Origin of the sequence: Dankookia rubra, assembly GCF_004355005.1 — a bacterium.
GTDB classification, from domain to species: Bacteria; Pseudomonadota; Alphaproteobacteria; order Acetobacterales; family Acetobacteraceae; genus Paracraurococcus; species Paracraurococcus ruber_A.
On the sequence record NZ_SMSJ01000010.1, the window covers coordinates 99311 to 116803 of the forward strand.

At 72.9% G+C, this 17493-nt stretch carries 18 protein-coding genes; 9 read left to right on the forward strand and 9 right to left on the reverse strand.

Annotated elements, in window-relative coordinates; translation table 11 throughout:
* Nucleotides 1–21: 21 nt before the first annotated feature.
* The 3 genes from E2C06_RS10930 to E2C06_RS10940 are packed head-to-tail and all read right to left on the reverse strand — an operon-like array spanning nucleotide 22 to nucleotide 2200.
* Entirely contained in the window at nucleotides 22–684 is a 663-nt protein-coding gene (locus E2C06_RS10930; RefSeq protein WP_133288635.1) for an ABC transporter permease, read from the reverse strand.
* Entirely contained in the window at nucleotides 684–1301 is a 618-nt protein-coding gene (locus tag E2C06_RS10935) for an ABC transporter permease (RefSeq protein WP_133288636.1), read from the reverse strand. The genes E2C06_RS10930 and E2C06_RS10935 overlap by 1 nt, the downstream gene beginning before the upstream one ends.
* The gene (locus E2C06_RS10940) at nucleotides 1301–2200 is read right to left on the reverse strand and encodes a glycine betaine ABC transporter substrate-binding protein (RefSeq protein WP_133288637.1); all 900 of its coding nucleotides are present in this window, start codon (nucleotides 2198–2200) and stop codon (nucleotides 1301–1303) included. The genes E2C06_RS10935 and E2C06_RS10940 overlap by 1 nt, the downstream gene beginning before the upstream one ends.
* Nucleotides 2201–2299: 99 nt before the next feature.
* Between E2C06_RS10940 and E2C06_RS10945 the strand changes: the two genes are divergently transcribed.
* The 4 genes from E2C06_RS10945 (at nucleotide 2300) to E2C06_RS10960 (ending at nucleotide 5278) form a co-directional block, all read left to right on the forward strand.
* Nucleotides 2300–3109, forward strand: coding sequence for a class II glutamine amidotransferase (locus E2C06_RS10945; RefSeq protein ID WP_133288638.1), 810 nt, complete (start codon nucleotides 2300–2302; stop codon nucleotides 3107–3109).
* Complete coding sequence (locus E2C06_RS10950; RefSeq protein WP_133288639.1) at nucleotides 3106–3921, forward strand: uroporphyrinogen-III synthase; 816 nt, start codon at nucleotides 3106–3108, stop codon at nucleotides 3919–3921. Before E2C06_RS10945 ends, E2C06_RS10950 begins: the two co-directional genes overlap by 4 nt.
* A 93-nt stretch (nucleotides 3922–4014) precedes the next feature.
* Nucleotides 4015–4197, forward strand: a complete 183-nt coding sequence (locus tag E2C06_RS10955) for a hypothetical protein (RefSeq protein WP_133288640.1) — start codon at nucleotides 4015–4017, stop codon at nucleotides 4195–4197.
* A gap of 115 nt (nucleotides 4198–4312) precedes the next feature.
* Nucleotides 4313–5278 (forward strand): tripartite tricarboxylate transporter substrate binding protein, encoded by a 966-nt coding sequence (locus tag E2C06_RS10960; protein WP_165982324.1) that lies wholly within the window; start codon nucleotides 4313–4315, stop codon nucleotides 5276–5278.
* A gap of 295 nt (nucleotides 5279–5573) precedes the next feature.
* On the opposite strand, the gene E2C06_RS10965 is transcribed toward E2C06_RS10960, so the two are convergent.
* Nucleotides 5574–6071: a cupin domain-containing protein gene (locus tag E2C06_RS10965; RefSeq protein WP_133288642.1), complete on the reverse strand. Its 498-nt coding sequence runs from the start codon at nucleotides 6069–6071 to the stop codon at nucleotides 5574–5576.
* Nucleotides 6072–6139: 68 nt separating this feature from the next.
* Nucleotides 6140–7150 carry a cysteine synthase A gene (cysK, locus tag E2C06_RS10970; protein WP_133288643.1) on the reverse strand — a complete coding sequence of 337 codons (1011 nt, stop codon included), beginning with the start codon at nucleotides 7148–7150 and terminating at the stop codon, nucleotides 6140–6142.
* Nucleotides 7151–7291: 141 nt separating this feature from the next.
* Between cysK and E2C06_RS10975 the strand changes: the two genes are divergently transcribed.
* The 4 genes from E2C06_RS10975 (at nucleotide 7292) to E2C06_RS10990 (ending at nucleotide 12488) form a co-directional block, all read left to right on the forward strand.
* On the forward strand, nucleotides 7292–9394 hold the full coding sequence (locus tag E2C06_RS10975) for an acetate--CoA ligase family protein (protein WP_165982325.1): 2103 nt from the start codon (nucleotides 7292–7294) through the stop codon (nucleotides 9392–9394).
* Nucleotides 9391–10344: a tripartite tricarboxylate transporter substrate binding protein gene (locus E2C06_RS10980; RefSeq protein ID WP_165982326.1), complete on the forward strand. Its 954-nt coding sequence runs from the start codon at nucleotides 9391–9393 to the stop codon at nucleotides 10342–10344. Before E2C06_RS10975 ends, E2C06_RS10980 begins: the two co-directional genes overlap by 4 nt.
* A complete protein-coding gene (locus tag E2C06_RS10985; protein WP_133288646.1) occupies nucleotides 10341–11084 on the forward strand; it encodes an enoyl-CoA hydratase/isomerase family protein in 744 nt (247 codons plus the stop codon). Before E2C06_RS10980 ends, E2C06_RS10985 begins: the two co-directional genes overlap by 4 nt.
* A gap of 141 nt (nucleotides 11085–11225) precedes the next feature.
* Complete coding sequence (locus E2C06_RS10990) at nucleotides 11226–12488, forward strand: hydantoinase/carbamoylase family amidase (protein ID WP_133288647.1); 1263 nt, start codon at nucleotides 11226–11228, stop codon at nucleotides 12486–12488.
* A gap of 6 nt (nucleotides 12489–12494) precedes the next feature.
* On the opposite strand, the gene E2C06_RS10995 is transcribed toward E2C06_RS10990, so the two are convergent.
* Nucleotides 12495–13535, reverse strand: a complete 1041-nt coding sequence (locus E2C06_RS10995) for a TRAP transporter substrate-binding protein (RefSeq protein WP_133288648.1) — start codon at nucleotides 13533–13535, stop codon at nucleotides 12495–12497.
* Between the two features lie 70 nt (nucleotides 13536–13605).
* Between E2C06_RS10995 and E2C06_RS11000 the strand changes: the two genes are divergently transcribed.
* Nucleotides 13606–14508 (forward strand): polysaccharide deacetylase family protein, encoded by a 903-nt coding sequence (locus E2C06_RS11000; RefSeq protein WP_133288649.1) that lies wholly within the window; start codon nucleotides 13606–13608, stop codon nucleotides 14506–14508.
* Here E2C06_RS11000 and E2C06_RS11005 read toward each other — a convergent pair.
* From E2C06_RS11005 to E2C06_RS11015, 3 genes are read right to left on the reverse strand one after another with little or no spacing between them, the layout of a single operon-like run.
* Entirely contained in the window at nucleotides 14494–15798 is a 1305-nt protein-coding gene (locus E2C06_RS11005; protein WP_133288650.1) for a TRAP transporter large permease, read from the reverse strand. The genes E2C06_RS11000 and E2C06_RS11005 overlap by 15 nt on opposite strands.
* Complete coding sequence (locus E2C06_RS11010; RefSeq protein WP_133288651.1) at nucleotides 15795–16403, reverse strand: TRAP transporter small permease subunit; 609 nt, start codon at nucleotides 16401–16403, stop codon at nucleotides 15795–15797. The genes E2C06_RS11005 and E2C06_RS11010 overlap by 4 nt, the downstream gene beginning before the upstream one ends.
* Nucleotides 16400–17323, reverse strand: coding sequence for a polysaccharide deacetylase family protein (locus E2C06_RS11015; RefSeq protein WP_241671213.1), 924 nt, complete (start codon nucleotides 17321–17323; stop codon nucleotides 16400–16402). Before E2C06_RS11015 ends, E2C06_RS11010 begins: the two co-directional genes overlap by 4 nt.
* Nucleotides 17324–17493 lie beyond the last annotated feature (170 nt).

Genomic DNA, 17493 nt, shown 5'->3' on the forward strand with positions numbered 1-17493 from the left:
GCCTCGGCTTGCGCGGCGGAGTCACGCCTCCGGGCGCTCCCGCCCTCCGGCGATCCGCTGCTGGCGCCGCTCCAGCAGCCCGAACCCCGCCTCCGTCCCCAGCGCCAGCAGGGCGATGGCGACCGCGCCGACCAGCATCCGCCCGGTATCGAGCAGCGCCAGCCCCTGGGTCACCAGGTCGCCGAGGCCGCCGCCGCCGATGAAGGTCGCCAGCGCCGCGGCCGAGACCACCTGTACCGCCGCGATCCGCAGTCCGGCGAAGACCAGGGGGGCGGCCAGGGGAAGTTCCACCCGAAGCGCCCGCTGCAGCGGCGTCATGCCGAGGCCCCGCGCCGCCTCCAGCGCCGCCGGGTCGGCGCCGCGCAGCCCGGTCACCGTGTTCACCAGCACCGGCGGCAGCGCCAGCAAGGCCAGCGCGATGACCGAGGGCGTGAAGCCGACGCCGAGCAGCGGCAGCAGCGCCGCCAGCACGGCGAGGCTCGGGATGGTGCGCAGCGCGCCGGCCAGGGCGATCGCGGCCTCGGCCAGCCGCGGCCGCTGCGCGACGGCGATGCCGAGCGGCAGGGCGATGGCGATGCCGATGCCGAGCCCGACCAGCGAGAGCAGCAGGTGGTCGCCGACCGCGGCGAGGAATGTGCCGGGATGGGCGCCGAGCCAGGCGGCGGCGCCGGAGAGCGCCTCCATCAGGCCAGCGCCGGCAGGCGGCGCTGCACCGCGCCGATCCCGGCATCCAGCAGCAGCGCCATGGCGGTCACCAGCCCCGCGCCGACCAGGATCTTCTCGGTATGGCCCTGGTCGAGGCCGGTGAGGATCAGCGTGCCGAGCCCGCCGGCGCTGATATAGGCGGCAACGGTGGCCGCCGAGACCAGCGTGACCGAGGCGACCCGCAAGCCCCCCAGCAGCGCCGGCAGGGCGAGCGGCAGCTCCACCCGCCAGAGCCGCTGCAGCGGTGTCAGTCCCATGCCCGTGGCGGCCTCGAGCACCGCCGGCGGCAGGGCGGCGAGCCCGGCGACCAGCGCCCGCAGCAGGATCGGCACGGCATAGCTGACCAGCGCCAGCAGGGCCGGCCAGAAGCCCAGGCCGAGCACCGGCACCAGCAGGGCGAAGACCGCCAGCGTCGGCAGGCTGTAGAGCACCGAGGCGGTGCCCAGCACCGCGGCGCGGGCCGAGGGCCGCCGCGCCACCAGCAGGCCGAGCGGCAGCGCCACGACCAGCGCCAGGGCCAGGGCGGCGGCGACCAGTTCGAGATGCGTCCATGTCGCCGCGCCGATGGTGTCGAGGTTCCGCGCGGTCCAGCGCATCAGGCGAGACCGTGCTGCTCGAGGAAGCGGGCGGCCACCTCGCGCGGCTCCTCGCCGTCCTGGTCGACCTGGCGGTTCAGCTCCTGCATCACCGGGTTGTCGAGCTTCGCGCCGATCGCCAGCAGCGGCGCGGCGAGGCCGGGCCATGCCTCCAGCGCCTGGTTCCGCACCACGGCGGCGAGCTGGTAGGGCGGCCAGAGGTGCCGGTCGTCCTGCATCACCACGTAGCCGCCGACCGCGATCTGCCAGTCCGTCGCATAGGCGTTCACCACGTCGGCCTGGCCGTGCTGCAGGGCGGCGTAGCGCAGGCCGAGTGCCGCGAATTGCCGGAAGCGGCCGAACTCCATCCCATAGACCCGCCTGAGGCCCGGCAGCCCGTCCGCCCGGTCGGCGAATTCGTTGCCGGCCGCGAGCGTCAGCTGCGGCGCGGCGCGGGCCAGGTCGGACAGGGTGACGAGGCCGAGCCGCCGCGCGGTCTTCGGCAGCAGCAGCAGCGCATTGCCGTTGTCGACGCCGGAGGGGTCGAGCCAGGTCAGGTCGAACTGCACCCGGTAGCCGGCGCGGACCTTGGCCAGCACCTCGGCCGCGCCGCCCTCCGGCGCCTGCTTCAGCACCACGCCGAGGCCGGTGCCGGTATATTCGGGGTAGAGGTCGATCTCGCCGCCGACCAGCGCGGCCTGGGCGATGGCGGTGCCGCCGAGGTTGACCCGGCGCTCGACCCTGGCGCCGGCGCCTTCCAGCCCTTGGGCGAAGAGCTCGGCGACGACGAGCTGCTCGGTGAAGTTCTTCGAGCCGACGCGGATCAGGGGGGCGGCGCGGGCCGGGCGCGCGAGGAGGGCGGGCAGCGCCAGCACGGCGCGCCGTCCGATCGTCCTGCCGAGGCATGCCGCTGGCGTCATCGCGCGAGCCTAGCGCAGGAGGGGCGGGAAGGCGCAATCCGGCCACGCGATCGTGCCGCCCGGCTTCCACCCCGCCCAGCCCGGCTCTACCCTCGCCCGATGTGCGAACTCCTCGGCATGAGCGCCAATGTCCCGACCGACATCGTCTTCAGCTTCTCCGGGCTGATGCGCCGCGGCGGGGAGACCGGGCCGCATGCCGATGGCTGGGGCATCGCCTTCTACGAGGACAAGGGCTGCCGCGCCTTCCACGACCCGCGCCCCTCCGCCCGGTCCGAGGTCGCCCGCTTCGTCCGCGACACCCCGATCAAGTCGCGCATCGTCATCTGCCACATCCGCCGCGCCAACCGCGGCCGCATCGCGCTCGAGAACACCCACCCCTTCCAGCGCGAGCTCTGGGGCCGGCCCTGGTCCTTCGCGCATAACGGCCAGCTCAAGGGGGTGAAGCGCTGGCGGCTCGGCGCCTATTGCCCGATCGGCAGCACGGATTCCGAGCACGCCTTCTGCTGGCTGCTCGATGCGCTGCGCGCCCGCTTCGCCGCACCGCCCTCGGACCGCGAGCTGGCGGCGGCGGTCGAGGAGCTGGCGCGGCGGCTGGCGGCGCTCGGCGTCTTCAACATGCTGCTCTCGGACGGGCGGAGCCTGTTCTGCCACTGCTCCACGAAGCTCGCCTGGCTGACCCGGCGCGCGCCCTTCGGCCCGGCGACGCTGGTCGATGCCGACCTCGCCGCGGATTTCGAGCAGGAGACGACGCCGGACGACGTCGTCACCGTGGTGGCGACCCGGCCGCTGACCCGCGACGAGGCCTGGACGGTGATGGAACCCGGCAGCTGCGTGGTGTTCCGTCAGGGCAACCGGGTGACCCTGCCCAGGCGCCGGGCGGCGCCGGTGACGAGAAGGAAGGCGGCATGAGCGAGATCCTGGCGGGACGGCGGGTGATGGTGCCGGAAACGCGCGAGCTGGAGGTCCTGGCGAAGATGCTGGAACGCCACGGCGCCGAGGCGCTGCGCTGCCCGCTGGTCGCCATCGTCGACGCCGCCGACCCGGGCCCGGTCGAGGCCTGGCTGCGCCGCTTCATCGCAACGCCCCCCGACGACCTCATCCTGCTGACCGGGGAGGGGCTGTCCCGCCTGATCGGCGTCGCGGAGCGGGCGGGGATCGAGGCGGAGTTCAGGGCCGCGCTCGCCGGCGTCCGGCGGGTCGTCCGCGGCCCGAAGCCGCAGGCGCGGCTGCGCTCGATCGGGCTCTCGGCCGACATCTCGGCGGGGGAGCCGACCACGGCGGGGGTCATCGCCACGCTGTCCACGCAGGAGCTGAGGGGGCGCCGGGTCGGGGTGCAGCTCTACCCGGACAACCCGAACGACGCGCTGCTGGACTTCCTGCGCGGCGCCGGCGCCACGCCGGACGCCATCCTTCCCTACGCCTATGCGACGCGGGAGGACGATGCCCGGGTGGAGGCCATGCTCGGCGAGATGGAGGCGGGGCGGATCGACCTGGCGGTCTTCACCTCGACCCCGCAGGTCAAGCGCCTCGCCCAGCTGGCGGGGCCGGCGCGGCTGCGGGCGGCGCTGGCCCGCACCCGGATCGCCGCGGTCGGCCCCCTGGTCGGCCAGGCGCTGGAGACGGCGGGCGGCCGCGTCTCGGTCATGCCGGAGGACAGCTTCCACATGAAGCCCATGGTGAACGCCATCCTGGCGGCGATGGGAGCGGGCAGCGCGGCATAACCGCTTTGGTTCATCGTCCAATTCATTGACTTGCGCATTGGAGGCGTGAAATATCCGCCGGCGGGGAGGACCCGCCGACGGAGGCTTTGCGACATGCTCGCGCTCACCGCATCCCTGTCCCTGCCGCATTGGCTGGCCGCCCTGCCGGCCGAGGCGCTGCTGCCAATGGTGCCGGCGGCCTTCCTGGCCGCCCTGGCAAGCCTCGGCCCGGCCGAGCCGCCGCCGCCGGAGGAGGTCACCGCCGCGGCCATCTTCGCGCTGCACGGGCATGTCTGAGGCAGGCCGGGGAGGGGAAAGCATTCCCTCCCCGGACCCCACCCTTCCTTTTTGTGGGTCGGCACCCTCCGCGCCACGCGTCCCGACCCGGAAAAATGGATGGAGGCCCGGGGGAATGCCTTTCCCCGGCCCTGCCTTCCCCCGCCGCGCCCTCTTCCTCGCCGCGCTGGCCGGACCCGCCGGTGCGCAACCCTGGCCGGACCGCCCGGTCCGCTTCATCGTCCCGGTCTCGCCCGGCGGCAGCGTCGATCCCCTGGCCCGGCTGGTCGGCCGCCACCTGGGGGAGGCGCTGGGCCAGCCCGTGGTGGTGGAGAACCATGCCGGGGCCGGCGGCAACATCGCCTTCGAGATGGTGGCCCGCGCCAAGCCCGACGGGAACACGCTGCTGGTCGGCTGGGACAGCCTGGCGATCAACCCGGCGCTCTTCCCACGGGTGGACTACGACCCGCTGCGCGACTTCGCGCCGATCATCCAGACGGTGCGGACGGCGCAGCTGCTGGTGGTGCGGCCGGGGCTCCGGGTGGCGGACCTGGCCGGGTTCCTCGACCTGGCGCGGCGGCGGCGGCTGACGCTGGGATCGCCGGGCAACGGCAGCATCGGCCACCTGGCCGCGGCGATGCTGCAGGCGCGGGCGGGGGCCGAATGGACGCATGTGCCCTATCGCGGCGGCGGGCCGGCCATGGCGGACCTGATCGCCGGGCATATCGACGCGGTCAGCCTGACCCTGCCGGCGGCGACCGAGCATGTCCGGGCCGGCCGGCTGCGGGCGATCGCGGTCACCACCGCGGCCCGGTCGCCGGCGCTGCCGGCGGTGCCGACCCTGGCCGAGAGCGGCTTCCCCGGCTTCGAGGTGACCTCCTGGCAGGGGCTGCTGGCGCCGGCGGGGACGGACGCCGCGATCCTGCGGCGGCTGAACGCCGAGGTGGCGCGGATCCTGGCGCTGCCGGAGGTGGCGGCGCAGCTCGGCGCCCAGGGCTTCGAGCCGGTGGGCGGGGCGGCGGAGGTGCTGGCGGCGCGGCTGGCCGAGGACGTGCCGCGCTGGCCGGGGGTGGTGCGGCTGGCCGGAGCGCGGCTGGACTGAGCCGCGGCGCTTGCCTTCCGATGGGCGGCGTGCGATAGGAATATAATCAAGGCCCCGCCATGCCCCGGACGCGTCACCCCGGCCCGCGGGATTGCATCGCGGCGGTGCCGCCGCGGCCGGCCCGTGCCTGATGCCGGCGGCGGCACTTCAAATCCTCAAATCCAGAGATCCAAAAGCCCGCCCGGCGCGACGCCGGGCCGGGCGCGGCCTGGCGCCGAACCGGCCCGCTTCGGCCTCAACTTCCTTGAGGCGAATTGAGCCGAATTGTGGGTTTATATCCCTCAAGAACCCTGGTTCAGACGCCGCCATGCTTGTGGATCGGGTCGATCCAGAGGACCTGCTCCGGTTTCTCCACCGGCTCGATGTCGAGGTTCACCACGACCGCCTCGTTGTCCGAACGGACCAGGACGCAGGACAGCGTCTCCTCGGTCGAGGCGTTGATCTCCTGGTGCGGGACATAGGGCGGGATGAAGATGAAGTCGCCCGGGCCGGCCTCGGCGGTGAATTCCAGCCGCTCGCCCCAGCGCATGCGGGCGCGGCCGGAGACGATGTAGATCACGGACTCCAGCGCGCCGTGATGGTGGGCGCCGGTCTTGGCATCGGGGTGGATATGGACGGTGCCGGCCCAGATCTTCTGCGCGCCGACGCGGGCGGCGTTGATGGCGGCGGCCCGGTTCATGCCCGGCGTCTGCGCCGTATTGGTATCGAGGCTGTCCCCGGGGATGACCTTGACGCCCGAGGTCTTCCAGCCGTCCGGCGGGACGTCGTGGCTATGGTGCCCATCATGCGGCATGGCGAGGGTCCTTCTTCAATCGGAGACATGGGAGGTCCGGGCGGATGCGCCGCCCCGGCCCTGCTTCCCTACAACCCGGCAAAAAGCTCGGTGGACAGGTAGCGTTCCGCGAAGGACGGCGCGATCCCGACGATCAGGCCCCCCGGCATCCCGCGCGCCACCTGCAGCGCGGCGTGCAGCATGGCGCCGGAGGAGATGCCAACCGGCAGCCCCTCCGTCTGGGCGCAGCGGCGGGCGGCGGCGATCGCCTCCCGCTCGCCCACCCGGAGGACGTCGTCGATCAGGTCGAGGTCGAGCACCGCCGGCTTGAAGCCGGCGCCGATGCCCTGGATGCCGTGCGGGCCGGGTTCGTCGCCGGAAAGGACCGCGGATTCGGCGGGCTCCACGCCGATGACGCGGAGGCCCGGCTTGCGCGGCTTCAGCGCCCGGGCGATGCCGGTCAGCGTCCCGCCGGTGCCGACGCCGCCGATGACCACGTCGACCGCGCCGCCGGTATCGGCCCAGATCTCCTCGGCCGTGGTGGTGGCGTGGATATCGGGGTTGGCAGGGTTGTCGAACTGCTTCGGCATCCAGGCGCCGGGGGTGGCGGCGACGATCGCCTCGGCCCGGCCGATGGCGCCGGCCATGCCGCGGCGGGCGGGGGTGAGCTCGACCTCGCCGCCCATCAGCCGGATCATCTTGCGGCGCTCGATGCTGGCGCCGTCGGGCATCACGACGATCAGGCGGTAGCCCTTGGCCGCCGCGACGAAGGCGAGCGCGATGCCGGTATTGCCCGAGGTGGGCTCCACCAGGGTGGAGCGGCCGGGGGCGATGAGGCCATCGCGTTCCGCGGCCTCGACCATCGCCAGGCCGATGCGGTCCTTCACCGACCCCAGCGGGTTGAAGAATTCGAGCTTGACGGCAAGGTCGGCGGCCAGGTTGTCGGCCGCCCGCAGCCGCTGCAGGCGGACCAGCGGCGTCGAGCCGACGATGTCGAGCACGCTGTCATAGATGCGGCCATGCGCCGGCAGGGGTTCGGCCCCGTGCGGGTCGGGTTCCGGGCGGGGGGCGCGGCGGGGCAACTGGGCGATATCCGACATGCGACTGCAATATCACCGTTCCGGGCCGTAATTCAGGGGCAAGGCGCGGGAAAATGAAGCACTGCGGCGGAAAAAGCCGCCGGGGCTGGGCGGATGGTCTTTGCGCGTGCCAAGCTCGCCGTCGAGGGAACGACCAAAGCCATGCCAGAGACTCCGCCGAACCGGATTCCGCTCGCGCAGATCGTGAACCCGCGCTCGATCGCCGTGATCGGCGCGTCCGACGATGCCGGAAAATTCGGTGGGCGGGTAATCCACTACCTGATCCGCCATGGCTTCCCCGGCATGCTGCTGCCGATCAACCCGGTGCGGGCGACCATCCGCGGCCTGCCGGCCTGGCCGAGCGTCGCGGCGGCGCCGGGGCCGATCGACGTGGCGGTGCTGGCGGTGCCGGCCGCCGCCCTGCTGCGGGAGGTCGAGGCCTGCGCCGCGGCCGGGGTCGGCGCCTGCGTCGTCATCACCGGCAAGCTGGCCGATGCCGGGGAGGCGGGGGCGGCGCTGGAGTCCGAGGTAACGGCTGTCGCGCGGGCGGCGGGGATGCGGCTGGTCGGGCCGAACTGCCTCGGGCTCTTCAACGTCACCGACGCGGCGATGCTCTCCTCCTCCCTCGCGCTCGAGGTCGAGCGGGTGAAGCCGGGCGGGATCGGCATGGTCAGCCAGTCCGGCGCGCTGATGGGGGCACTGGTCTCGCTCGGGCACCGGCACGGGGCGGGGTTCAGCCGCTGCGTCTCGGTCGGCAACCAGGCGGACCTGGAACTTTGCGACTTCCTGGAATTCCTGATTGAGGACCCGGCGACCCGGGTCATCACCCTGTACGTCGAGGGGCTCAAGGAGCCTGCCCGCTTCGCCCCGCTGCTGCGCCGGGCGCGCACCGCGGGAAAGCCGGTGCTCTGCGTCAAGGCGGGGCGGAGCGAGGCGGGGGCGCAGGCGGCGCGCAGCCATACCGCGAGCCTCGCCGGCAGCCATGCCGCCTTCGCCGCGCTCTGCCGCGATGCCGGGGCGGTGCTGCTGGACGACCCGGCCGTGATGGTGCTGGCGGCCGACGTGCTGGACCGGCTGGGCGGGCTGCCGCGGGCCGGGATGGGGGTGGCGGTGGTCGCCTCCTCCGGCGGCAGCACGGTGACGACGACCGACATGCTGGCCGGGTTCGGGCTGCGGACGGCGACGATGTCGGATGCCACCCGGGCCGAGATGGCGCGCTGGATGCCGCCGAGCCACGTCCACCTGCCGCTCGATACCGGCAGCTTCCACGACAATACCAGCGAGGAGGCGCTGCGCGGGTGCCTGCGCGCCTTCATGGCCGACCCGGATATCGGTGCCGTGCTGGTGCCGATGACGACGCAGCCGGCGATGGCGAAGCGCGCCGCGATGCTGCCGCCGCTGGCGCGCGAGGGCGACCGGCCGCTGCTCTATGTGATGATGGCCGGCGAGGTGGGAGATGCGGCGCGCGATGCGATGCGCGCCGCCGACTTCCCCTGGTTCGACCATGTCGCCCAGGCGCTGGCGGTGCTGCGGGCGCTGGAGGCGGAAGCGGCGGGCCGCGACCGCGCCACCCTGGCCCCGCCGGCGCGTCCCGCCGGCCTGGCGCTGGCCGAAGGCCTGCCCTCGGGCGCGCTGACCGAGGCGGAGGCGAAGCGGCTGGCCGCCGGCTACGGCATCCCGGTGACGCGGGAGAGCTTCGCCGCAACCGAGGCCGAGGCGGCTGCCGCCGCGGAGGCGATTGGCTTCCCGGTGGTGCTGAAGGGCGTCAGCCGCGCGGTGGTGCACAAGAGCGACCTCGGCCTGGTGAAGCTGGGGCTGGGCGACACCGGTGCGGTGCGCGCCGCGCATGCCGCGCTGCGCGCCGCGCCGCTGCCGCTGGACGGCGTGCTGGTGCAGGAGATGGCGTGCGGCGAGGCGGAGCTGATCCTCGGCGCGCGGCACGAGCCCGGGCTCGGCGCCTTCGTCCTGGTCGGCACCGGCGGCGTGCTGGTGGAGGTGCTGCGCGACGTGCAGCTCGCCCCCGCGCCGCTGCGGCCGGCGGATGCGCGGGCGATGCTGCGACGGCTGGCGCTGTGGCCGGTGCTGGAGGGGGTGCGCGGCCGCCCGGCGCTCGACGTGGAGGCCGTCATCGATGCGCTGGTGCGGCTGTCCTGGCTCGCGACCGATCTCGGGGAAAGGCTGGTGGAGATGGACCTCAATCCGATCCTGCTGCGCGCGGCCGGCGAGGGCTGCATCGCCGTCGATGCGCGGGCGACGCTGCGGTGATCGCGCGGCGGGTCCTGCTGGGCGGGCTGGCGGCGCCCGCCCTCGCCCAAGCGCAGGGGGCCTGGCCGCAGCGGCCGGTCACCCTGATCGTGCCCTATCCGCCGGGCGGCAGCACCGACAACGTTTCCCGCCCCATCCAGCAGCCGCTCTCGGCGCTGCTCGGGCAGAACGTGCTGATCGAGAACCGCGGCGGCGCCGGCGGGTCGATCGGCGCCGCCGCGGTCGCCCAGGCCAAGCCCGACGGCTACACGCTGCTGGTCTTCCCGACCGCGATCATGACCATCAGCCCGCACATGATGCGGCTGCCCTACGACCCCGCGCAGGATTTCACGCCGGTCGCGCTGCTCGGCATCTCGGACGGCGCGGTGGCGATGCATCCCTCCGTCCCGGTGCGGACGATCCAGGACCTGGTCGCCTATGCGAAGGCCCACCCCGGCAAGCTCCGCTTCAGCAGCGCCGGCAACGGCACCATCACCCAGATGACCGGGGAGATCTTCGCCAGTTCCGTCGGCATCCGGCTGGAGCACGTGCCCTATCGCGGCTCGGCGCCGGCGCTGACCGCCGTCATGGCGGGCGACGTGGAACTGCAATTCGACCCGATCGCCATCCCCGCCATCAAGGACGGCCGGCTGATCGGCCTGGCGACCACCGGCGCGACGCGCAGCCCGGAGCTGCCGGACCTGCCGACCCTGCGCGAGCTCGGCATGTACGGCCCGGGCGGCCTGTCCTTCTTCGGCCTCGCCGGCCCGGCCGGGCTGCCGCCCGAGATCGTCGCGCGGCTGGCCGATGCGCTGGCCCGAGTGCTGGCGATGCCGGAGGTCGCGCGCGCCATGGCGCCGGTCGGCCTCCGCCCGCAATTCGAAACCGGCGAGGCCTTCGCCCGGCGCATCACGCAGGACCGCGCCATCTTCGCCGAGGCCGTGCGCAGGACGGGAGCAAGGGTCGAATGAGCTACGAGCACATCAAGGTCTGGGAGGACGGGCCGGTCACCGTCGTCGCGCTGAACCGGCCGGACAAGGGCAACGCCATCTCGAAGCGGATGGCGGAGGAGATCCAGGCGGCGATGACCGCCTTCGCGGCGTCGGAACAGAAATGCGCCGTGCTGACCGCGACGGGCACCAAGGCCTTCTCCTTCGGCGCCGACGTCACCGAGCCGCCGGAGCTCTGGCGCGCCGTGCCCAATGTCGGCTGGCAGTGCGACAAGCCGCTGATCGCGGCGCTGGAGGGCTGGTGCATCGGCGGCGCGCTGGTGCTGGCGATGATGGCCGACCTCGCGGTCTGCGGCGCCAAGGCGCGGCTCTACTACCCCGAGGCCAAGATCGGCCTCACGGGGGGAATGATCGCGGCGCTGCCGTCGCGGATCCCGCACAAGGTCGCCATGGAGCTGATGCTGCTCTGCCGCGTCTTCGACGCCGAGCGGTCGGAGCGCGTCGGCCTGGTGAACGAGGTGGTGCCGGAAGGCGAGGCGCTGGCGAAAGCAATCGAGTGGGGCAAGGAGATGGCCGGCTTCGCGCCGATGGTGCTGGGCGGCATCAAGCGCATGGTGCTGGACGACATCCTGCCGCGCGGCCCCTCCGAGCAATGGGCGCTGCAGGGCCAGCGCCTGGCGGCGATCCGCGAGTCGGAGGATTTCCGGGAGGGCGGCGCGGCCTTCCGCGAGAAGCGGCCGCCGGTCTTCAAGGGCCGCTGACGCGGATCGCCGTAGGGCCGAGCGGAGGCATGCAGCCGCTTCGCCGATGACGGGCCAGCCGCGGCACAAACGTGACCGCCGCGGCCGATTGCCCGCCGCCCGCCGCCGCGCCAGAAGGGGCGGGCAGCGAGGGGGCAGGGCATGGACGGCGATGCGGCGGTGCGGATGGCGGGGCTGGTCTTCGCGGCGCTGCGCGAGGCCTCGCTGGACCCGCCCGGCGTCAGCCGCGCCAGCTACGGCCCGGGCGAGCGGGCGGCGCATGCCATCCTGGGCGCGGCGGCCGAGGAGGTCGGGCTCGAGGTCGAGACCGATCCGGTCGGCACGCTGTCGATGACGCTGCCCGGCGTCGATCGCGGCGCCTCGCCCGTCGTCATCGGCTCGCACCTCGATGCCGTGCCGCATGGCGGCAACTTCGACGGCGCGGCAGGGGTGGTGATGGGCCTCGCGCTCGCGGCGCGGCTCAAGGCGGCGGGGCAGGTGCTGCGGCGCGACCTCGTCATCCTCGGCATCCGGGCGGAGGAGATGTGCTGGTTCCCGATGCTCTACCTCGGCAGCCGCGCCGCTTTCGGCCTGCTGGCGCCGGATGCGCCCGATACGCTGCGGCGGACCGACAGCGGCCGGACGCTGGCGGAGCACATGGCAGAGGAGGGCTTCGACGCGGACTTCATCCGCCAGGGCCGCAGCTCGCTCGACCCCGCCTATATCCACGCCTTCATCGAGCCGCATATCGAGCAGGGGCCGGTGCTGGTCGAGGCCGGGCTGCCGGCCGCCGTGGTCACCGGGATCCGGGGCAGCATCCGCTACCGCGCCTGCAGCGCCACGGGGGCCTGGGCGCATGCCGGCGCGGTGCCGCGGCAGGGCAGGCGGGATGCGGTGCTGGCGGTGGCGGCGCTGGCGCATGCGCTGGAGGAGTTCTGGAAGGTCGCCGAATCCGGCGGGCGCGACCTGGTGCTGACGATCGGCGAGTTCTCGACCGACCCGGCGATGCACGGGCCGACCAAGATCCCCGGCGCCGTCGGCTTCAGCCTCGACATCCGCAGCGAGGATCCGGCGGTGCTGCAGGCGGCCGAGGCGCTGCTGCGCGACCAGGCCGCGCGGATCGCGGCGGAGCGGGGCGTCGTGATCGACTACGGCACGCCGCTGCCGGTGCCGCCGGCCGCGATGGATGCGCGGCTGCGCGCGGCGCTGCTGCAGGGGGCCGAGGCGGCCGGCGTGTCGGTGCTGGAGATGGCCTCCGGCGCCGGGCATGACGCGCTGACCTTCGCCGGGCTCGGCGTGCCGACGGCGATGCTGTTCATCCGCAACGAGCACGGCAGCCACAACCCGGAGGAGGCGATGGACCTGGCCGATTTCGCCGCGGCGCTCGACGTGCTCTCGGCGGCGATCGGGGAGATCGCCGCCTGATGGCGCCTAGGGGATGGTGTAGCCGCGCGCCGCGCCGACCGTGCGGTTCCAGACCGCGGCGCATTCCGCCCAGATGCGGTTGCAGCCGTCGCGGAAGCTCGGCAGCACCACGCTGCTGACGGCCTCGCGCACCTTTGCGTCGTCCTCCGGCGGCACGGCGGAGATCACCGCGCCGAACTTCCGCCCCTCGCAATCCGGCTTGCCGGCGAGGCAGCCGAGCGACTGGGTGTCGCTCACTTGGGCGAAGTCCCACATCTGCCGCTCAAGCCCCTGATAGGCCCTGGTCAGCGCCGCCTGCTGGTCCGGGGTGAAGCGCCTCCAGGCCGCCATGCTCATGAAATGTCCCTGCACGCCGCCGGCGAGCGAGAGCGGCAGCACATGCGTCGTCACCTCGCCCCAGTTGCCGGCATAGGCGGAGACCGCCGAGGTGATGCCGCAGGTGACCAGGCCGCGCTGCAGCGCCGGATAGACTTCCGAGAATTGCAGCGTCACCGGGATCGCGCCGAGATGCTGGACCAGCGCGGTCATGGACGGCGTGTAGCTGCGGACCTTGAGGCCTTTGAGGTCGCCGACGCCCTTCACCGGCGCGTTGCAGAAGAAGTATTGCGGGCCGAATGGCCAGAGCGCCATGACCTTCGCGTTGAAGCGTTCCTGCAGCCGCTTGTCGAAGGCCCCCCGCCCCGCATCCACCGCCTTGGCCAAGTCGGTGACGTTGGTCGAGACTCCGATCAGGTCGAGCCCGTCGAAGAAGGGCTCGTCGCGCGCGACCTGGCCGATCAGCACCGCCATGACGTCGAAGGCGCCGGTGCGCAGGTGGCGCAGCGCATCGGCGGCCTGCAGGCCGATCTGGTCCATTGGGTTGAAGCTGACCTGGAAGTTGACCCCGGTCTGCGCCGGCAGGGCGGCGTAGAAGGCCCGCTCGATCTCGATCTGCTTGGTGTTCTGGCTGAAATGGCCGACGGCGCGCAGCGGCACCGGGGCCTGCTGGGCGAAGGCGGGCGCCGCGGCCAGCAGCAGGCCGGCGGCAAGGGCAAGCGGGCGGAACATGGCGTCTCCCGGGGGTTGGCGAAGGTGGCCAGGTCTTTGCAAGATCGGTGCCGATGAAAAGGGATGCCCCATGCGCCGCGACCTGATGGGCTATGGCCTGAACCCGCCCCGCATCGCCTGGCCCGGCGGCGCGAAGCTCGCCGTCTCCATCGTGGTGAACTACGAGGAGGGCGCCGAGATGGCGCTGGAAGCCGGCGACGCGGAGAACGAGCGGATCGGCGAGGTGATCAGCGTGGTCCCGCCGGGACGCCGCGATTTCGGGCAGGAGGGCATATTCTCCTACGGCACCCGCGCCGGGGTCGGGCGGTTCCTCGAGGCCTTCGACCGGCACGGGGTGAAGGTTACCTGGTTCATGTGCGGCCGGGCGGTGGAACGCACGCCGGACCTGGCGCGCGCCTGCATTGCCGCCGGGCACGAGGCGGCGAACCATGGCTGGGTCTGGCGGCCGCATGCCGACTTCGCCAGCCGGGAGGCGGAGGAGGCCTCCCTGCTGCGCGCCGGCGCGGCGATCGAGGCGGCGACCGGCGAGCGCCCGGTCGGCTTCTTCTGCCGCGGCAGCGAGAGCCCCTGGACCCGGGAGCTGCTGGCGCGGCACGGCTATCTTTACGACAGCAACGCCTTCGACGACGACCTGCCCTATTGGGACCGGGAGGTCGCGGGCGGGCCGCTGCTGGTGATGCCCTATGCCCTCGACTGCAACGACATGAAGTTCTTCCACCCCAACGGCTTCGTCGTGCCGCAGCATTTCGTGGACTATGCCGAGGCGGCGATCGACCAGCTGATCGAGGAGGGCGAGCGGGGGGTGCCGAAGCTGCTGAACATCGGCCTGCACCTGCGCATCTGCGGCCGGCCCGCGCGGTTCCGCGCGGTGGAGGGCATCCTGCGCGTGCTGGCCGCGCGCGGCGGCAAGGTCTGGGTGGCGCGGCGGAAGGATATCGCCGCGCATGCCGTCGCGGACCTACCCGTAGCTTAGCCGCGCCAGCCAGGTCGCCATGCCGGGGAAGGCGATCAGCAGCCCGGTCATCACCACCATGGCGACGAAGAAGGGAATCGTCCCGGCGAAGACCTGGGCGATCGTGCCTTCCCGCCGCACCGCCTGGATGACGTAGAGCGTCATCCCGACCGGCGGGCTGATCAGGGAGATCTCGCACATCATCACGATGAAGACGCCGAACCAGACCGGGTCGATGCCGGCGGCGACGATCACCGGGAAGACCACCGGCACGGTGCCGACCAGCATCGGCAGCGTCTCGAAGAACACGCCGAGCAGCAGGTAGAAGACCGTCAGCGCCAGGATCAGCATCAGCGGCGTCGCGCCGATGCCGGTGACGAAGGCGCCGAGCGCCGGGGTCACGCCGAGCAGGCCGAGCACGAAATTCAGGTAGAAGGCGATGGACAGGATCAGCAGGCTCATCGCCGTCAGGCTGGCCGTCGCCACGAAGCAGTCGTGCAGCATGCGGATGTTCAGCCGCCCGTACAGGGCGGCGATCGGCAGCGCGGCGACGCAGGCGAGTGCCGCGCTTTCCGTCACCGTCGCCCAGCCGCTGTAGATGCTGCCCATGATGATGGCGAAGATCACCAGCGGCGGCAGCAGGTCGACCAGCCGGCGCAGCCGGATGCCCAGGCGGTCCACCGCCTCCTGCTGGCGGACCCAGTCCGGCTTCAGCCAGGCCATCAGCACGATGGTCGCCATGAACAGCACCGTCATGACCACGCCCGGGATGACGGCCGCGGCGTAGAGCTGGCCGACCGAGGTATTGGTCATGGCACCGTAGACGATCAGCGCGATCCCCGGCGGGATGAGGTTGCCGAGCGAGGCGCCGGCGGCGATCGAGCCGAGCACCAGCCGGTCGTCGTACCTGCGGGTGCGGAAGCTCGGCAGCGCGACGGTCGCCACCGTCGCCGCGGTGGCGACCGAGGAGCCCGAGACGGCGGAGAAGATTGCCGAGGCCGCGATGTTGGTGTGCAGCAGCCCGCCCGGCAGGACGTTCAGCCAGTCCGCCAGGCTGCGGTAGAGCTTGTCCGTGCTGCCGCTGCGCACCAGGATCTCGCCCAGCAGGATGTAGAGCGGGATCGACAGCAGGACATAGTCCTCCATCGAGGCCCAGAGCTGGGTCCCCAGCGCGTCCACCAGCGCCGGCGAGAGGTAGAGCGAGGCGCCGAGCACGCTGACCAGGAACATCGCGGTCGCCACGTGCAGCCCGATGAAAAGCAGCGCGACCAGGATGCCGAAGCCGATCGCGGCCTCGCCGACGCCGATCACCGGAGGATCTCCTTGTCGGCGCCGCGGGCGAGGATGGCGCTGGCCTCGGTCGCCACCTCCTCCTCGAGCGTCATCGGCCCGTACCAGCGGTTGACCTTCCGCCAGTCGGTCAGCAGCAGCAGCAGCAGCGCATGCGCGCCGAACGTCCCGGCGGCGATGGCGAAGGCGACCAGCCCGGCCAGCCAGGCGGATTGCGGCAGCCACATCGGGGTGTTCAGGGGAGAGTTGGCATGCGCCTGGAACATGAGGCTTTCGTCGAGCACCGCCCAGCCGCGCCAGGCCGCGAAGATCGCCAGCACGGCCAGCAGCACGAAGGCGAGCGCGTTCAGCACCGCGCGCAGCGGCGGCGGCAGGTGGCCCAGCAGGAAGTCGACGCGGGTATGCGACTTCGCCACCAGCGCATGCGCGAAGCTCAGCGTGGAGAAGGCCGCCAGCGTATAGGCGCCGATCTCGTCGACGCCGAGCAGCGAGAAGCTGAAGAACTTCCGCCCGAAGATCTCGACGCAGGTGAGGAAGGCGAGGCCGAGCAGCCACCAGCCGCCGATGATCGCCACCGCCCGCGCCGGCCGCTCCAGCCAGCGCGCCACCGGGTTGTCCCGGCTCATGACGGCAGGCCCGAGATCGCCCGCCAATGCCGCGCGATGTCCATCCTGCGGGCGATCCAGACGCCGGGGTGGCGCGTGACGTGTTCCAGCAGCAGCTCCAGCCCGCGGATGCGGCCGGGCCGGCCGATGGTCCGCAGGTGCAGCCCGACCGACATCATCCTCGGGGCCGTCATCCCTTCGCGCACGAGGTGGTCGAAGGCGCCGATGCAGTAGCGGGAGAAATCCTCGGCCTGGACGAAGCCCTGGCCCGGGGCGAAGCGCATGTCGTTGGTGTCGAAGGCATAGGGCAGGATGACGTGCGGCGCGCCGCCCACCTGCACCAGGCGCGGCAGGTCGTCGTCATAGGCATCCGAATCATACAGAAATCCGCCTTCCTCCCGCAGCAGCCGCCGCGTGTTGACGGAGGGCGCCGACTTGGTGTGCCAGCCGACCGGCCGCGTGCCGGCGGCCTCGCCCAGCACGGCGACGGTGCGCGCGATCACCGCGCGCTCGACCGGCTCCGGCATCCCGGCGTGCATCTCCCAGCGCCAGCCATGCGCGCTGACCTCGTGGCCTGCGGCAGCCGGCGCCGCGGCGAGCGCCGGCGTCGCCGCGACGGCGCGGCCGCAGCAGGAAAACGTCGCCTTGACCCCGAAGCGGTCGAGCAGGTCGAGCACCCGCCACAGCGCGACGCGCGAGCCATAGGCGAAATGCGTCTCCATGCAGGGGTCGGGCGCGCCCTCGACCAGCTGCCTCGTTTCCGGCACCGCCTCGTTGCGCTCGTCGCCGCTGGCGATCGACAGCTCGGCGCCCTCCTCGACATTGACGACGAAGGACAGGGCCAGGCGCGCACCCCCCGGCCAGCGCGGATCGGGCGGGTTGCGGCCATAGCCCGCAAGGTCGCGGTCCGCGGGCGGCATGCCGCCGGGCAAAGAGGTCACGTGGCGTCTCCGCTGGCCTGTCGGTGCGGTCGATCCGCCGCAGGCGGCCAAAGGGCAGCAATCGCCATGCCAGGGGGGCGGGTCGCGCCCGCGCTCGCTATCGCCCCCGAGGCCGGCGCCGGCGCTGGCGCTTCCCTGCCCAGCCTGCATGGCCCGCGGGCAGAGGGGGG

Coding starts and splice junctions, on each gene's coding strand:
- E2C06_RS10930 (WP_133288635.1), bottom strand. CDS start 684: ATGGAGGCGCTCTCCGGCGCCGCCGCCTGGCTCGGCGCCCATCCCGGC.
- E2C06_RS10935 (WP_133288636.1), bottom strand. CDS start 1,301: ATGCGCTGGACCGCGCGGAACCTCGACACCATCGGCGCGGCGACATGG.
- E2C06_RS10940 (WP_133288637.1), bottom strand. CDS start 2,200: ATGACGCCAGCGGCATGCCTCGGCAGGACGATCGGACGGCGCGCCGTG.
- E2C06_RS10945 (WP_133288638.1), top strand. CDS start 2,300: ATGTGCGAACTCCTCGGCATGAGCGCCAATGTCCCGACCGACATCGTC.
- E2C06_RS10950 (WP_133288639.1), top strand. CDS start 3,106: ATGAGCGAGATCCTGGCGGGACGGCGGGTGATGGTGCCGGAAACGCGC.
- E2C06_RS10955 (WP_133288640.1), top strand. CDS start 4,015: ATGCTCGCGCTCACCGCATCCCTGTCCCTGCCGCATTGGCTGGCCGCC.
- E2C06_RS10960 (WP_165982324.1), top strand. CDS start 4,313: ATGCCTTTCCCCGGCCCTGCCTTCCCCCGCCGCGCCCTCTTCCTCGCC.
- E2C06_RS10965 (WP_133288642.1), bottom strand. CDS start 6,071: ATGCCGCATGATGGGCACCATAGCCACGACGTCCCGCCGGACGGCTGG.
- cysK (WP_133288643.1), bottom strand. CDS start 7,150: ATGTCGGATATCGCCCAGTTGCCCCGCCGCGCCCCCCGCCCGGAACCC.
- E2C06_RS10975 (WP_165982325.1), top strand. CDS start 7,292: ATGCCAGAGACTCCGCCGAACCGGATTCCGCTCGCGCAGATCGTGAAC.
- E2C06_RS10985 (WP_133288646.1), top strand. CDS start 10,341: ATGAGCTACGAGCACATCAAGGTCTGGGAGGACGGGCCGGTCACCGTC.
- E2C06_RS10990 (WP_133288647.1), top strand. CDS start 11,226: ATGGACGGCGATGCGGCGGTGCGGATGGCGGGGCTGGTCTTCGCGGCG.
- E2C06_RS10995 (WP_133288648.1), bottom strand. CDS start 13,535: ATGTTCCGCCCGCTTGCCCTTGCCGCCGGCCTGCTGCTGGCCGCGGCG.
- E2C06_RS11000 (WP_133288649.1), top strand. CDS start 13,606: ATGCGCCGCGACCTGATGGGCTATGGCCTGAACCCGCCCCGCATCGCC.
- E2C06_RS11010 (WP_133288651.1), bottom strand. CDS start 16,403: ATGAGCCGGGACAACCCGGTGGCGCGCTGGCTGGAGCGGCCGGCGCGG.